Source organism: Gammaproteobacteria bacterium (genome assembly GCA_019911805.1).
Lineage (GTDB): Bacteria > Pseudomonadota > Gammaproteobacteria > Thiohalobacterales > Thiohalobacteraceae > JAHJQQ01.
In genome coordinates this window covers 1-15606 of the sequence record JAIOJV010000006.1, presented here as the reverse complement: position 1 = coordinate 15606, position 15606 = coordinate 1, and the positions used below count along the sequence as shown (strand labels likewise).

General features: G+C 65.2%; 11 protein-coding genes. 4 read left to right on the top strand and 7 right to left on the bottom strand.

All coding sequences use genetic code 11. From position 1 onward, the window contains the following. Positions 1-185 precede the first annotated feature (185 nt). The 3 genes from acs to dksA all read right to left on the bottom strand — a co-directional run bounded on the left by acs (position 186) and on the right by dksA (position 3977). Positions 186-2123, bottom strand: coding sequence for an acetate--CoA ligase (gene acs / locus K8I04_00385; GenBank protein MBZ0070178.1), 1938 nt, complete (start codon positions 2121-2123; stop codon positions 186-188). 92 nt (positions 2124-2215) lie between these two features. Next, positions 2216-3142, bottom strand: coding sequence for a tRNA glutamyl-Q(34) synthetase GluQRS (gene gluQRS, locus K8I04_00380; GenBank protein ID MBZ0070177.1), 927 nt, complete (start codon positions 3140-3142; stop codon positions 2216-2218). Between the two features lie 106 nt (positions 3143-3248). Then, positions 3249-3977, bottom strand: coding sequence for an RNA polymerase-binding protein DksA (gene dksA, locus K8I04_00375; protein ID MBZ0070176.1), 729 nt, complete (start codon positions 3975-3977; stop codon positions 3249-3251). Between the two features lie 239 nt (positions 3978-4216). Here dksA and K8I04_00370 point away from each other — a divergent pair, with 239 nt between their 5' ends. Together K8I04_00370 and K8I04_00365 are read left to right on the top strand one after the other, a co-directional pair. Then, positions 4217-4975 carry an HAD family hydrolase gene (locus tag K8I04_00370; GenBank protein MBZ0070175.1) on the top strand — a complete coding sequence of 253 codons (759 nt, stop codon included), beginning with the start codon at positions 4217-4219 and terminating at the stop codon, positions 4973-4975. Positions 4976-5077: 102 nt separating this feature from the next. Continuing rightward, positions 5078-6253: a pyridoxal phosphate-dependent aminotransferase gene (locus K8I04_00365; GenBank protein ID MBZ0070174.1), complete on the top strand. Its 1176-nt coding sequence runs from the start codon at positions 5078-5080 to the stop codon at positions 6251-6253. 20 nt (positions 6254-6273) lie between these two features. On the opposite strand, the gene cysZ is transcribed toward K8I04_00365, so the two are convergent. From cysZ to queF, 4 genes are all read right to left on the bottom strand, one after another. After that, the gene (cysZ, locus tag K8I04_00360) at positions 6274-7011 is read right to left on the bottom strand and encodes a sulfate transporter CysZ (protein MBZ0070173.1); all 738 of its coding nucleotides are present in this window, start codon (positions 7009-7011) and stop codon (positions 6274-6276) included. A gap of 36 nt (positions 7012-7047) precedes the next feature. Further along, positions 7048-9432: an EAL domain-containing protein gene (locus K8I04_00355; GenBank protein ID MBZ0070172.1), complete on the bottom strand. Its 2385-nt coding sequence runs from the start codon at positions 9430-9432 to the stop codon at positions 7048-7050. 341 nt (positions 9433-9773) lie between these two features. Beyond that, positions 9774-11048 (bottom strand): FGGY-family carbohydrate kinase, encoded by a 1275-nt coding sequence (locus K8I04_00350; GenBank protein ID MBZ0070171.1) that lies wholly within the window; start codon positions 11046-11048, stop codon positions 9774-9776. Positions 11049-11300: 252 nt separating this feature from the next. Beyond that, positions 11301-11690: a preQ(1) synthase gene (queF, locus tag K8I04_00345; GenBank protein ID MBZ0070170.1), complete on the bottom strand. Its 390-nt coding sequence runs from the start codon at positions 11688-11690 to the stop codon at positions 11301-11303. A gap of 170 nt (positions 11691-11860) precedes the next feature. On the opposite strand from queF, the gene smc reads away from it, so the two are divergent. Further along, complete coding sequence (gene smc, locus K8I04_00340; GenBank protein MBZ0070169.1) at positions 11861-15367, top strand: chromosome segregation protein SMC; 3507 nt, start codon at positions 11861-11863, stop codon at positions 15365-15367. Positions 15368-15404: 37 nt separating this feature from the next. Beyond that, the coding region (locus tag K8I04_00335) for a hypothetical protein (GenBank protein MBZ0070168.1) at positions 15405-15606 on the top strand (202 nt) is incomplete at its 3' end.

Here is a 15606-nt window from a genome sequence, read left to right as displayed (position 1 = left end):
TTTCATGATCTAATTTATCAATGAAAAAAAATAATATATTGATATTTAAGTCAAAAATTATCAGTGTATGGCAAGAGGCCTAGGGGGTGTGGCCGTAGGAGAGGGTGGGGCAGGTGGGGTTGGGCCGAGACTCGGCGCCTGCCGTGCAAGGGGCGGTGCCACCGGCACCGCCGTCGGGCTGCGTGTTACTTGTGTAGCCGATTGCGGGTCAGATCGTCGACGACGCTGGGATCGGCCAACGTCGAGGTATCGCCCAGGTTGTCCACCTCGTTCGCGGCAATCTTGCGCAGGATACGACGCATGATCTTGCCGGAGCGTGTCTTCGGCAGGCTGGGGGCCCATTGGATGACGTCCGGTGTCGCGATGGGGCCGATCTCCTTGCGGACCAGTGCCGCCAGTTCCTTGCGCAGCACCTCGCTCGGCTCCACGCCTCTGATCAGGGTAACGTAGGCGTAGATGCCCTGACCCTTGATATCGTGCGGAAAACCGACCACGGCGGCCTCGGCGACCGCCGCGTGCAGCACCAGGGCACTTTCGACCTCCGCGGTGCCAAGGCGGTGGCCGGAGACGTTGAGCACGTCGTCGATACGACCCGTGATCCAGTAGTAGCCGTCGGCATCACGGCGTGCGCCGTCGCCGGTGACATACATGCCGGGATAGGCCCGGAAATAGGTATCGATGAAACGCTGGTGATCACCGTAGACGGTGCGCATCTGGCCGGGCCAGGGGTGGGTAATGACCAGGCTGCCTTCGCAGATTCCCTCTAGTATATGGCCCTCGGCGTCGACGATCGCCGGTACCACACCGAAGAACGGCAGCGAGGCCGAACCCGGCTTCAGGGGCGCCGCGCCGGGCAGCGGGGTGATCATGTGGCCGCCCGTCTCGGTCTGCCACCAGGTGTCGACCACCGGGCAGCGGCCATCACCGACGACATGGTAGTACCACTCCCAGGCCTCGGGGTTGATCGGCTCACCGACGGTGCCGAGGAGTCGGAGTGATGCACGGGAATATCGTTTCACCGGCGCCTCGCCTTCGCGCATCAGTGCGCGGATGGCGGTCGGCGCGGTGTAGAACGTATTGACCTTGTGCTTATCAATTACCGCCCAGAAACGCCCGGTATCGGGATAGGTCGGCACACCCTCGAACATCAGACTGATGGCACCGTTGGCGAGCGGGCCGTAGACGATATAGGAATGGCCCGTTACCCAGCCCACGTCAGCCGTGCACCAGTAGATGTCCCCATCGTGGTAGTCGAAGGTGTACTTGTGCGTTATCGCAGAGAACAGCAGATAGCCGCCGGTGGTGTGCAATACCCCCTTGGGTTTACCGGTGGAACCAGAGGTATAGAGGATGAACAGCGGGTCTTCGGCATCCATTTCTTCGGGCGGACAATCGGTCGAGGCCCGCGCCATGGCCTCGTGATACCAGACATCACGCCCGGCATTCCAGGCGACCTGTCCACCGGTGCGCCTCACGGTCAGCACGGTGTGCACGTCGGGACAGGACCGCAGTGCGGTATCGGTGTTCGCCTTGAGCGGCACGCTACGGCCGCCGCGTACACCCTCGTCGGCGGTGATCACCACGTGGCATTCCGAATTCAGGATGCGGTCCTTGAGCGATTCGGGTGAGAAGCCGCCGAACACCACCGAGTGCACCGCGCCGATGCGCGCGCAGGCCAGCATGGCGGCGACCGCCTCGGGAATCATCGGCATGTAGATGCAGACCCGGTCGCCCTTTTTCACCCCACGGCTCTTCAGCACATTGCCGAGTCTGCAGACTTCGGCATGCAGCTCCCGGTAGGTGATTTTCTTGTCGATACCGGGGTCGTCGCTCTCCCAGATGATCGCCGTCTGATCGCCGCGGGTGGCGAGGTGGCGATCGAGGCAGTTGTAGCTGGCGTTGAGCTTGCCACCTTCGAACCAGCGGATGTAGCCCGTATGAAAGTCCCAGTCGAGTACCTTCGACCAGGGTTTCGTCCAGGTGAGAAAGGTCTGTGCCTGCTCCGCCCAGAAGCCTTCCGGATCGTCCACGGAGCGACGATACATCGCGGTGTACTGGTCGGCGTCGATCAGGGCATGGGCGCCGAAGTCGGTGGGTACCGGATAGGCCTTGCTTGCGGACATGACAGAACTCCTGTTTTACCGGTGCTGGACGTGGCCCTTTATGCGAGCATGCACACGTTGCCGGGGAGATTACCGAATACAGGTGCCCGGTTCTAGGGTCGTGTCGCGCTGGGCGCTGGCTGCCCGCGACGGTCCTGAGCATGCACCCGGATGGTCTGGTTTTTCGGTATCCGCCGTGGATCCCAGGCGCGGGCCGCGTGGCCCCAGAGTTCCTCCAGCCGCATGTCGGTCGCAGCGGGCGGCAGCGTCTGGCCGAGAAATGCCAGTATCGCGCTCGCCGTCGCCGACCGGGCATCGACGGGCGCGGCACGAGTCTGTTTGCTGAGTTTTTCACCGGCGGCGTTCACGGCAACCGGCAGATGCAGATACTGGGGCGTGGCATAGCCCAACAGGCGCTGCAGGTGAATCTGTCGCGCGGTGGAGGATAACAGATCGCTGCCACGCACCACATGCGTCACACCCTGGGCCGCGTCGTCGACGACCACGGCAAGCTGATAGGCGACGATGCCGTCGGCGCGCAGGGCAACGAAATCCCCGATCTCGGTGGAAAGATCCTGGGTGCAACGTCCCTGCAGGCGATCGTCGAACACGATGGTTGGGCCGTCCACGCGCACGCGCACCGACCGACCGTGTTGGCCCGGGGCCAGACCGGCCCGGCAGGTGCCGGGATAGATGGGACCTTCGCAGCCCTGGAGGGCGCTGTCTGCGACCTCGCGGCGGGTACAGGCACAGGCATAGGCGTGGTCGGTGGAGACCAGGCGATCGATGGCCTCGCGGTAGGCCTCCAGACGCCCGCTCTGGTAGACCACGGGTCCGTCCCAATGCAGGGCCAGACGGTCGAGCGTGTGCAGAATCGCAGCAGCGGCTCCGGGTTGCTCGCGCGGCTTGTCCAGATCCTCCATGCGCAGGAGCCAGCGCCCTTCATGGTGGCGTGCGTCCAGGAAGCTGGCCACGGCGGCGACCAGGGAGCCGAAATGCAGTGGACCGGTAGGTGAGGGGGCGAAGCGGCCGATGTACATACATGCCGATTCTAGCGGGTTTTGACTGACAGGCCCCTAGTATACAACCGCCAGACAGAAGCCGGCCAGCGGACAGCTCCCTCGGCGGCATGCCACACGACTGTCGTCAACCACCCATCTGCTTTTCACGGATCTCGTCCAGCGTCTTGCAATCGATACACAGCGCGGCGGTAGGGCGGGCCTCCAGACGGCGGATACCGATCTCGATCCCGCAGGACTCGCAATAGCCGTAATCGTCGTGGTCGAGTTTGCCCAGGGTTTCGTCGATCTTCTTGATCAACTTGCGCTCGCGATCGCGGGTGCGGAGTTCCATGCTGAACTCCGATTCCTGCGTGGCGCGGTCGTTGGGATCGGGGAAATTGGCGGCCTCATCCTGCATGTGATGCACGGTACGATCCACTTCTTCCATCAGTTCGCGCTTCCACGCCCGCAGGATGTTACGGAAGTGCTCCCGCTGGGTATCGTTCATGTAGTCTTCGCCAGGCGTCTCGCGATAAGGCTCGATGCTGTCGATCAGCGTGCTGCTCGTGCCGGCGGCCGGCTTGGCGGCAGCCGTCCTCTTCGGGGCTGAAGCCTTCTTGGCGCGAGCCTTGGCGGCAGGAGGGGCAGCGGTCTTCTTGGATACAGCCTTCGTGGTGGCTGTCGCTTTCCTGGTTACGACCTTCTTCGCAGCCGTCGGTTTCCTGGTCGCGCTCTTCTTGGCGGCTGCCTTTGGTGCCGTAGCCTTCTTGGCGGGCGCCTTTTTGATCGCGGCCTTCTTGGCCGGTGCGCTCTTGGTCGCAGTCTTCTTTATGACCGTCTTCTTCTTGGTCGCAGACTTCTTTGTGGTAGCCATTCAGCTCTCCTGCAAATGCGGAGTTTCCGCCCGCCCGAGATGGGGTCAGGGCGAAATCACGGGCCGATTCCGCGTCGTTGGACGGAACGGCCCCTCAAATTTAAGCGGCTAAGTCTCGGCTTAGCCGCGGCGCGAGTCAAGCCCGGAGGCGGTGCGGAAAGCCCGCGCGCGCGCTACCGTGAAAGGGGCGCCGGACTTCATTACGCTATACCGCCCTTTTGATGGAGATGATCCAGCCCATGAGCGAGTTACGCGCACTGCTGTTCGATGTCGACGGAACCCTGGCGGAAACCGAGGAGGTACACAGGCAGGCGTTCAACGCCGCCTTCGCGACGGCCGGCCTGGACTGGGTCTGGTCCAAAGACCTGTACCGTGAACTGCTCGGGGTGACCGGCGGCAAGGAACGCATTCGTCACTATCTCGACACCCGGCGGCCGGATTTTCACGGCCCGGACGATATGGCGGCATTCATCGCCAATCTCCACCAGACGAAGACCACTATCTACACCGACCGGGTCGCCGCCGGTGGGGTTGCCCCGCGTCCCGGGGTGCGGCGCCTGCTGGCGGAGGCACGCGCCGCAGGATTGCGCCTGGGGATCGCGACGACCACCACGCCGGACAATGTCACGGCGCTGCTCAAGGCGAATCTCGCAGCCGATGCGGAGTCCTGGTTCGAGGTGATCGCGGCGGGCAGCATGGTGCCCAACAAGAAACCGGCGCCGGATATCTACTTTTATGCTATGGAGCACATGGGTGTTGAGCCGGCGGCATGCCTGGCCTTCGAGGATTCAGAGAATGGCCTGATCGCGGCGCGCGCCGCAGGACTCAAGACACTCGTGACTGTGAGCGATTACACTCAGCGTCATGATTTCAGCGGCGCGGCGCTGCTGCTCGACCAACTCGGTGAGCCGGACCGCCCGTTTCAGGTGCTGGCAGGCGAGGTAAACGGAGCCAGCTATGTGGATGTCGACCTGTTGCGTCGGGTCCATGGGCGTTAGCCGCAAAACCCGCGAAGCCGGTGAATTCCAGTTACCGCTCTGCCGGTGACCCCAGCGGGGCGGCCGGGATCGATCAATTTCGGGTGAGTGACACGGCCGCAGATGACTGGAACGAAATTACCGTTGGCCCGGCGTATGGGCGATATCCGGCCCTTCCACGTGATGGCGCTGCTGGCGCGGGCGCGTGAACTGGAGGCCATGGGGCGGTCCATCGTGCACATGGAGATCGGCGAGCCGGATTTCCCGACTGCCGAACCCATCATCGCCGCCGGACAGGCAGCCCTGGCGCAGGGACAGACGCACTACACGCCGGCGGTCGGTCTGCGGGTGCTGCGGGAGGCGATCGCAGGCCTGTACCGCACACGTGACGGCCTGGACATCGATCCCGACCGGATCCTCCTGACACCGGGCGCATCGGGTGCGCTGCAACTGGTGCTGGCTACGCTGATCGACCCGGGACGCGAGGTCCTGATGAGCGATCCCGGTTACCCGTGCAACCGTAATCTCGTCCGCCTGCTGGAAGGGCGGGCGCGGCTGGTGCCGACCGACGCCACCCACGGCTATCAGCTCACGCCGGAACTGGCGCGGGCACATTGGACGGATGCTACTGCGGCCCTGTTGGTTGCCTCGCCGGCCAACCCCTCAGGCACCTCGTTGACGCCAGGGCAGCTCGCCGGCCTGCACGGCCTCGCCGGCGAACACGGCGCGGCCCTGATCGTCGATGAGATCTATCATGGCCTCACCTACGACGCGGTGGCCGCGTCGGCGCTGACCGTTGGCGATGACGTCTTCATCATCAACAGCTTCTCGAAATATTTCGGTATGACCGGCTGGCGGCTTGGCTGGCTGGTGGCGCCGCCGGACTATATCGAGGCCCTCGAGCGGCTCGCCCAGAACCTGTTTCTGGCGGCACCGACGCTGGCGCAGTATGCGGCACTGGCGGCCTTCACACCCACGGCAGAGGCCATCTTCGAGCAACGACGCCAGACCTTCGCTGCCCGCCGCGACTACCTGCTGCCCGCCCTGCGTGCGCTCGGCTTCGATATCCCCCTGGAACCCCAGGGCGCCTTCTACCTCTACGCCGGCTGCCACCGCTTCACCGACGACAGTTTCGCCTTCTGCCATGCGCTGCTCGAAGAGGCCGGTGTGGCAATCACGCCGGGTATCGACTTCGGGCAGCACCGCGCCGACGAGCATGTACGCTTCGCCTACACGACGTCGCTGGCGCAGTTAGAGGAAGGCGTCGCGCGGCTGCGTAGATATCTCGAAAGGCAGTGAGCCTCGCGGCATGAGGGCCTTCAATGGGGCTGCCCCTGCAGTTCTCGCGTCCACAGCGCCGTGGCACCGGCAACTGCCGCGGGCATGATCAGGAAATTCACGATCGGCACGAGCGTGAGCCCGAGTACGGCGAGACCGAAGCCGAGTGTCAACAGCGGCCGCGCCCGCAGGCGCGGCCGTTGCTCACGGAATTTCAGGCCATGGTTGTCCATGGGATAGTCGGCGTATTCCAGCGCGAGCATCCAGGCGCTGAACAGCATCCACAGCAGCGGTGCGGCGAAGTTGATGCCGGGGATCACGAACAGGAGCAGCAGCGGCAGGGCGCGCAGCGCGAAATAGCCGAGCTTCTGCAACTCGGACCACAGGCTGCGCGGGATATCCATGACGATGGCCCGCCAGCCACCGGTCTCTTCGGTGGCCTGCCCGGTAAGGTGTTTCTCGACCGCCTCGGCGAGCACACCGTTGAAGGGCGCAGCGATCAGGTTGGCGACCAGGGTAAAGCTGTAGGTCAGTAGCAACAGCGCGCTGAGGGCGAACAGTGGCCATAGCAGGTATTGCAGCCACTGCAGCCAGTCCGGCAGGAAGCCGAGCAGGTAGGCCATCAGCTGTTCGAAGCCTTGCAGGGCAACGAAGATCAGGCCGGCGAACAGCAGGCTGTTGACCAGCAAGGGCACGATGACGAAGCGCCTCAGTCCGGGGGCACGCACCAGCCGGAAACCTTCGAGGAGATAAGCTGCACCTTTGAAGAGATCCTGCATCCGCAACTCCGAGACATGAACGAGGCGTGCGGCCGGTCAGCGGCCAAGGGCGCTGCACGTGAGGCCATTGTCGCGCATCAGGCCGGTGATCTCATCTGCGGCCACGGGCCGGCTGTAGTAGTAGCCCTGTGCCTCCGGGCAACCCTCGTCCAGAAGAAACTGTGCCTGCGCCGCGGTCTCGACGCCCTCGGCGATCACGCGCAACCCCAGGCTGTGGCCCAGGGCGATGATGGCACGGGCGATGGCGGTGTCATCCTCGTCGTACGGCAGATCCTGCACGAACGAGCGATCGATCTTGAGGCGGTCGATGGGAAGCTGTTTGAGTCGTGACAGCGAGGAGTAGCCGGTGCCGAAATCGTCCACGGCGATGGTGATGCCCAGTTGGCGCAGGCGCCGCAGGGCGGCGATGGCTGTGTCCTCTTGTCCCATGACGACGGATTCGGTGATCTCCAGCTCCAGTTTGTGCGGCGGCAGACCGGTCTCGGCCAGTATCCGTTCCACCGTGGTGACGATGTTGCCACGCTGGATCTGTGGTCCCGCGAGGTTCACCGAGATGCGCTCCAGCGGCAGACCGGCATCCAGCCAGCGTTGCGCCTGGGCGCAGGCCTCACGCAGCACCCATTCACCGATGGGAATGATCAGGCCGGTGTCTTCGGACAGCGGAATGAAACGGCCTGGGCAGATCGGCCCGCTGTCACCGCGCCGCCAGCGCAGCAGCGCCTCGACCCCGAAGATCCGTCCCGCGGCGATGCCGATCTGGGGTTGGTAATATAGTTCCAACTCCTGACGCTCCAGGGCGTGCTTGAGATCGCTCACCAGCGTCACCTGATCACGGGCGATGCGCGTGAGTTCGGGGGTATAGAACTGATAGGTGTTGCGCCCCGATTCCTTGGCCCGATACATGGCAGCGTCCGCGTTGCTGATCAGGCCTTCCGCACTACGGGCGTCGCGGGGATACAGGCTGATGCCGATGCTGGTGGTCAGGTACAAGGGCAGGCCGTTGACCTCGATGGGAACGGCCAGCGACTGGATCACCTTGTCGGCCAGCACGGCCGCATCGCGTTCGTGATCGAAGCGTTCCATCAGTACGACGAATTCGTCGCCGCCCATGCGCACCAGCGTATCCTCCCGGCGCACCACCGCGCTCAGACGTTGTGCTACCTGCTTCAGCAGGTGGTCGCCCACGGAGTGCCCCATACTGTCGTTGATGTGCTTGAACCGGTCCAGGTCGAGAAACAGTACGGCCAGCGTGCGGGCCTCGCGGTCGGCCAGCGTCAGCGCGTGCCCCAGCCGCTCCGCCAGCAGGGCGCGGTTGGGAAGACCGGTGAGATAGTCGCGCCGCGCGAGGTTCTCGACCTCGATGGCGCGGCGGATGCGCGATCCCTGATATACGGCGAACAGCGTCGTCAAGGCCAGGCCGAACGCCAGCATCAGCCATTCGCGGGAGCGGTCACCCAGGCTATGGAACTCGGGTACTGGCGCGAAGTGCATACGCCACGTGCGCCCTGGCACCTGCAGGGGGATCGCCGCGACCAACGGCCCGTCGAAGTGCCCGGATGGCGGTGGAGGAACCGGGGTACGACGCAGCCGCGAGGGCTGAAAGTGGAGCAGGCGGTTGTCGGCTGAGGCCGATTCATCGATCAGCATCCAATCCATGGCGGTGGACTGCGCGTCGGGCAATGAGGCCGTGGACAGATCGGCCACGCGCAGCAGGATGACCAGGAAGCCCCGCAGATCACGGCGCCGTTCCAGCAGCGTAGTGGGGATGACGCTGCTACCGTAGATCGGCCGGTAAATGGCGATGCTGCGGTTGCGTTCAAAATCCTGCACCAGCGTAAAGGCCTCCGTGGTCAGAACTGTGCCGCGATCCCGTGCCGCATCCATGACGCTGCGGTTGTTTGGCCGGCTGTAGGTGTCGAAGCCGAGTGCGGGATGGTTTCCCTCCACCGGCATTGCGAACCATACGGGGAAATATTCCGGCCGCGGCGCGGCTGGCACGAGCGCTTCGTCACTCGCGCGTTCGGTGATCCGGAAATGCCCCCGGCCCGTGCTGCGCGCCGCGGCCTCAAAGGCGGCACGCTCGTCGGCCGCAATCCGGGGCAGCCATTCGATGGCGCGGATTTCCGGGTGGGCATCCAGATGGGCACGCAGAAAGGCCTCGAACTCGGTACGGGTGACCTGGTTGCTGGCATCGAACAGGCCACCGGCCGACGCAAGGCTCTCCAGGGCGCGCTCAATGCCCGCCTGCATGCGCATCGCCCGTTCCTTGGTGAGGAACTCAAAACGCTGTTGCAGATGATTGTGGTCCTGCTGACGCTCGTAGAGGAACGCAGCGATGCTCAGTACGCCGCCCAGCAGCCCGATCACCAGGACAGCGCTGTAGCGGTGCAGACGGGGTGCGTTAAGGCGGCGTAGTGGCATCTTGGCAGGGAGGGGGCGACGGCGCATGCGGCCGGTTGTGACGGGACACGGTCACGTGAGCGGCATACCTGAGCGTCAGTGAGCGGCGCAGTCTAACGGGCTGACGCAGGTTAATCCAATTCGCCGCACGGCCGCGAGCCACACGATCGATGCATGCCCCCCATCCTTCCCGGAACACCCTGAAAACCGCATCTGCCGCGGACACACCCGGAGCAGCATGGACCAGACCATACGGTTCACCCAGAGATCTTCACTCACCCGGGGAGAGGTGGACAGCCATTTTCAAGACCCTCTTTGTGTTTCGGTATCTTTCGCAGGTTTCTCATGGCCAGGCTGTCGTTTCAGCAGGATGCCGCTGTTCGCATCGCCAGGCACGCACTGCCGTAGGCCGCGTCCTGATGCACCGCGACGGTCACCGGGACCTCCAGGTACCGTGCGCGGATCTGCCGCCAGGGCACATTGGCGGCGCCGCCACCCACGCTGATCACCTCGGCGGGATAGGGCGCGCCCAGTGTGTGCAACAGGCGATAACCCCGGTGCTCGATGGCCGCAATGCCTTCCAGCAGACCCTGCAGGAAGCGCGCGTCGTCCGCGGGACGGGGTCCCACGCGTGGCCGCAGCCCCGGGTCACAGAGGGGGAAGCGTTCACCGACACCGGGCAGGGGGTAATAGTCGAGCCCGGTCGGATGCCCTGGGTCGAGCCGCGCCTCCAGGGCGTGCAATCGGATTGCATCGAAATACTGTCGCAGCACCGCCCCGCCGCTGTTGGAGGCGCCGCCGACCAGCCAGCGATCACCCAGTCGATGGCTGTAGACGCCGTATTCGGGTGCGGATACCGGGTACGCCGCCAGCACTTTGAGGACCAGGGTGCTGCCGAGCGAGGTGACGGCCTGGCCGACGCGGTCGGCGCCGGTGGCAAGGAAGGCGGCAGTACTGTCGGTGGTGCCGGCGACGACCTGTGCCTGTGGCAGGGCCCAGCGCCGGGCCAGGTCCGGTCGCAGGGGTGCGATGGGTGTGCCTGGCGGCAGTACCTGCGGCAATCGCGCCAGGGGTATCAGCGTGGCGAGCCAGTCGGGCCAGCGGCGGGCGACGGGGTCGTAACCGAGCTTGAGGACGTTGTTCTCGTCGCTGCTGTCAAAGCGCCCCGTCAGGCAGCCGGTCAGCCAGTCGGCCTGGTGCAGCAGCCGCGCGGTCGCCGGGTAGCGTTTCTGCAGCCACAGCGCCTTGGCGAGCCCGCTGTGGGGGCCGCGCGCCGCGCTCCCGGGCGCGGCCACGGTCGCGATGCGTGCGGCCTCGGCGACGGCGCGGCCGTCGTTATACATCAGCGCGGGTCCCAGCGGTTCGCCGGCGGCATCGCAGGCGAGTACCGTCGCCGAAGTGGCATCGAGGGCGAGGGCGGTGACCCGATGCAGATCACAGCGTCCGGCGAGGTCATCGAGGGTCCCGACCAGGGCCTGCCGCCAGAGCTCCGGATCCTGTTCCACGCTGTCGTTGCTGCGCAGCGGTTCGGGCAGCGCGGTCTGGGCCGTACCGAGCTCCCGTCCCTGCGTATCGATCAGGCAGGCACGCACCCCGGAGGTGCCGACGTCGATGCCGAGAAAGCGCGGATCCGTCACGTCGCCCGCCGTGTCTAGGAGCCTGTCGGACTTGAGCGATCGTAGCGAGCAAGGTGGGAGAGCAAGGTCATTTTTTTCGATCGTTTGAGGAGAATAGCCGCAGCTATTCGACGACCCCTTCGCCGGGAGCGAAGGGGAACGGCCACCAGGCCGGCCCGCAGGGTGGAGGGCAGGATGCCCGGAATAAAAGGATCGGAAAAATGGGCTGCTCTCTCACCGGCGCAGTAGATCAGTCTCAAGTCCGACAGGCTCCTAGGGCAGGTCGACCTTGGCAGCCGGTTGCCAACCGGGGGCGCGGTGTTCGGCCACGACATGGGTGTAGATGCCGCCACGCACGTTGAACTCCGCCGTCAGCCGCATGAAGCGTGGCCGGGTCGCTGCCACCAGGTCGGTGAGCATGCGGTTGGTGACGTCCTCATGGAAGGCGCCCTCGTCGCGGAACGACCAGATGTAGAGCTTCAGCGATTTCAACTCGACACAGGTGGCTTCCGGGATGTACTCCAGGAGCAGGGTCGCAAAATCCGGCTGGCCGGTCTTGGGGCACAGGCAGGTGAACTCCGGCATCCGGATCCGTACCAGGTAGTCGCGGCCGGGCTGCGGGTTGGGGAAGGTTTCCAGGGTCTTGCTCGGTTGGTTGCTCATGGCTGGGCAAGATACAAGATGCGAGAGACAAGACACAAGCAAAAACAAGCGGCCCGGACCGCCGCCTGCGCCGCTCGCGGGGATGGGGCGCACCCGCCCGGGGGCCGCTACGAAGTACTGTGTTGTCAATCCTTGTATCTTGTCTCTCGCATCTTGTATCTTCGCCCCCCATGCGTCTAGACAAGATCAAACTCGCCGGCTTCAAATCGTTCGTCGACCCCACCACGATCCACCTGCCAAGCAACCTGGTGGGCATCGTCGGGCCCAACGGGTGCGGCAAATCCAACATCATCGATGCGGTGCGCTGGGTCATGGGCGAGAGTTCCGCCAAGCACCTGCGCGGCGGCTCCATGGCCGACGTCATCTTCAGCGGCTCCAGCGCCCGCAAGCCGGTCGGCCATGCCAGTGTGGAACTGGTGTTCGACAACAGCGAGGGCAAGGTCGGCGGGCAATACGCCCAGTACGGCGAGATCTCCATCAAGCGCCAGGTCTCGCGCGACGGCACCTCGGCCTATTTTCTGAACGGCGTCCGCTGCCGGCGGCGCGACATTACCGATATCTTCCTCGGCACCGGTCTCGGGCCGCGCAGCTATTCCATCATCGAGCAGGGCATGATCTCGCGCCTGATCGAGGCGCGGCCGGAAGATCTGCGCACCTATCTGGAGGAGGCGGCCGGCATCTCCAAGTACAAGGAGCGCCGCCGCGAGACCGAGAACCGCATCCAGCGCACACATGAAAATCTTTCTCGCCTTAATGACTTGAGGGTTGAAATTGAGAAGCAGCTGGAGAAGCTGCAGCGCCAGGCCCGCACCGCCGAACGCTACAAGGAACTCAAGCAGCAGGAGCGCCGGGTACGCGCCGAGCTGCTCACCCTCAAACACCAGAAGCTCCATCAGGAGAGTGCCGCACGCCAGCGCGCCATCCAGGAACTGGAGCTTGAGCTGGAGGCCGTGATCGCCGACCAGCGTGCCCTGGAGGCCACCATCGAGAAGGCCCGCGAGGCCCAGGTCGAGGCCAACGATGCCTTCAACGAGGTGCAGGGTCGGTACTATGGGCTGGGCGCCGAGATCGCCCGCATCGAGCAGGGCATCCAGCACGGCAAGGATGGACGCGCGCGCCAGCAGCAGGAGCTGGCCCAGGCCGACACGGCCTGGAACGAGGTGGAGGCACATATCGGCGTCGATACCCGGCGCCTGACCGAGCTGGCCGAACAGCTCGCCACCCAGGAGCCGGCACTGGCCGCGTTGCAGCTGCGCGCCGAGGAGACCGGGGCGCAGCTGCACGAGGCGGAGCAGGGCATGCAGGCCTGGCAGGCGGAGTGGGACGACTTCAACCGCCGAGCCGCCGAGCCACAGCGCAGCGCCGAGGTCGAACGCACCCGTATCGACCACTTGGAGCGCCAGGTCCTGCAGCTCGCTCAGCGCCTCGATCGCATCAACGCAGAGCGCCAGTCCCTGACCGGCGGTAACCTCGACGAGGAGATCGCCCAGCTCGCAAGCGAGGCCGAGCAGCGCGAGGACGAGGCACGTCGCCTGCAGGCAGAACTAGATAGTGTTCGAAGTAATATCAATGAATTGAGAGAACAAGTTCAGGGACAGACTCGCGATATCGACGCCCAGCGGCGTGCCCAGCAGGACACCCGTGGCCGGCTGGTCTCTCTGGAGGCGCTGCAGCAGGCCGCGCTCGGCCAGACGGGCGGCGCTGTCACCGATTGGCTGCAGGCGCAGGGGCTCGCCGATGCACCGCGCCTCGCGCAGCAGTTGCAGGTGGCATCGGGCTGGGAGCGTGCCGTCGAGACCGTGCTCGGCGCCTACCTCGAGGCGGTATGCGTCGCGGACATCGATCAGGTCGCCGGCGTACTCGGCGGACTCGATCAGGGCGACCTGGCCTTATTCGACACGGCCCGGGCCCCGACTGCGCCGCGCGGCCCGCTCGCGCCATTGACCGACCATGCCCAGGCGCCGTGGTCGCTGGCCGGCGTGTTGGGCGGCGTGTATGCCGCGGAAACTCTGGATCAGGCCCTGGCCTACCGGGATCGGCTGGGCGCGCGCGAGTCCATCGTGACCCGCGACGGGGTGTGGATCGGGGCCGGCTGGCTGCGTGTGAAGCATGCCGCCGACGACAAGGCAGGCATCCTGGCGCGTGAGAAAGAAATCAAGTCGTTGAAAGCGGAACTTGAAGTTCAAAGTGAATATCTGGCTACCCTGGAAGCGACCCTGGAGCAGGCTCGCGAGGCCCTGGGGGACGCCGAGATCCGGCGTGAAGACCTGCAGATCGCCGTCAACCAGGCACACCGCGCGAGCAGCGATTCCCGCGCCCAGCTGAGCTCCCGCCGCTCGCGTCACGAACAGCTGCAGGCACGTCTGGCGGCCATCGCCCAGGAGGCCGAGGAGTTGACCACTGAGCGGCTGCGCGGCGACGACGAACACGCCGCCGCCCGCCGTCGCCTGACCGAGGCCCTGGAACAGATGGACGTGCTCGCCGACGAACGCGAACGCCGCAGCAGCGCGCGCGAGCAGCGTCGCGCGGCCCTCGATCAGGCCCGTGCCCAGGCCCAGACCGACCGCGATGCCGCCCACGCCATCGCCATCCAGATCGAATCCATGCGCACCGCCCGGGGCACCACCCAGCAGAACCTCGACCGCATGCGCGGCCAGCAGGCGCATTTACGCACGCGCCGTGAGCAGCTGCGCATCGCGCTGGAGGCGGGCGAGGCACCGCTCGTGGCCCTGCAGGAGGAGCTCACCCAGCTGCTGGCGCGTCGCGCCCAGGTCGAGGCGGAACTGGCGGATAGCCGCCGCCGGGTCGAGGAGATCGACCATCAGCTGCGTGGCGACGAGCAGGCGCGCGCCGGCCGGGAACGCACCGCCCAAGAGGTCCGCGACCGTCTGTCGCAGTTGCGCATCGACTTCCAGGAGATCAAGGTCCGCAGTCAGACCTTACTGGAACAGCTCGCCGAGACCGGGATGCACCTGGAGACCCTGATCCAGGAGCTGCCCGAGCACGCCGACATCGACACCTGGTCGGCGCAGCTGGAACAGCTCGAGAACAAGATACAGCGTCTCGGCCCGATCAATCTCGCGGCCATCGAGGAATTCGAGGAGCAATCCGAGCGCAAGACCTATCTCGACGCCCAGCACGCCGATCTGAGCGAGGCGCTGGAGACGTTGGAGAACGCCATCCGCAAAATTGATCGCGAGACGCGTACGCGTTTCAAGGAGACCTTCGACAAGGTCAATGCCGGCCTGCAGCGCATGTTCCCGCGCCTGTTCGGCGGCGGCCACGCCTATCTGGAGCTGACCGGCGAAGACCTGCTGGATACCGGTGTGACCGTCATGGCTCGTCCGCCGGGCAAGCGCAACAGCACCATCCAGTTGCTTTCCGGGGGCGAGAAGGCGTTGACCGCAGTCGCGCTGGTGTTCGCCATCTTCGAGCTGAATCCGTCGCCATTCTGTATGCTCGACGAGGTGGATGCGCCACTGGACGACGCCAATGCCGGCCGATTCTGCGACATGGTCAAGGAGATGTCCGAACAGGTGCAGTTCATCTTCATCACCCACAACAAGATCACCATGGAACTGTCGAATCAGCTCATGGGTGTGACCATGCACGAGCCAGGCGTATCCCGCCTGGTCGCTGTGGACGTGGATGCGGCTGCCAAGCTGGCGGCCAGCTGAGGGACCCGGCGACGCCGCTGTCGCTGACTGAAACGATATGGATACGCTACGCTGGATACTGTTGTTCATCGGGGCCCTGGTGGTGGTGGGGGTCTATGTCTGGAGCCGTCGCAAGGCGGCTGCGGAAGAGGATGTCTTCGTCCGGGCAGAACCGGGCGTCGGCGACGACGAGACCGATCCACTGTTCGCACCCCCGCCCTCACCCCCGTCCCGGTCCGTGGTGCCACCGGCCGCCACAC

Coding starts and splice junctions, on each gene's coding strand:
- acs (MBZ0070178.1), bottom strand. CDS start 2,123: ATGTCCGCAAGCAAGGCCTATCCGGTACCCACCGACTTCGGCGCCCAT.
- K8I04_00365 (MBZ0070174.1), top strand. CDS start 5,078: ATGACTGGAACGAAATTACCGTTGGCCCGGCGTATGGGCGATATCCGG.
- queF (MBZ0070170.1), bottom strand. CDS start 11,690: ATGAGCAACCAACCGAGCAAGACCCTGGAAACCTTCCCCAACCCGCAG.
- K8I04_00355 (MBZ0070172.1), bottom strand. CDS start 9,432: ATGCCACTACGCCGCCTTAACGCACCCCGTCTGCACCGCTACAGCGCT.
- dksA (MBZ0070176.1), bottom strand. CDS start 3,977: ATGGCTACCACAAAGAAGTCTGCGACCAAGAAGAAGACGGTCATAAAG.
- K8I04_00370 (MBZ0070175.1), top strand. CDS start 4,217: ATGAGCGAGTTACGCGCACTGCTGTTCGATGTCGACGGAACCCTGGCG.
- gluQRS (MBZ0070177.1), bottom strand. CDS start 3,142: ATGTACATCGGCCGCTTCGCCCCCTCACCTACCGGTCCACTGCATTTC.
- smc (MBZ0070169.1), top strand. CDS start 11,861: ATGCGTCTAGACAAGATCAAACTCGCCGGCTTCAAATCGTTCGTCGAC.
- cysZ (MBZ0070173.1), bottom strand. CDS start 7,011: ATGCAGGATCTCTTCAAAGGTGCAGCTTATCTCCTCGAAGGTTTCCGG.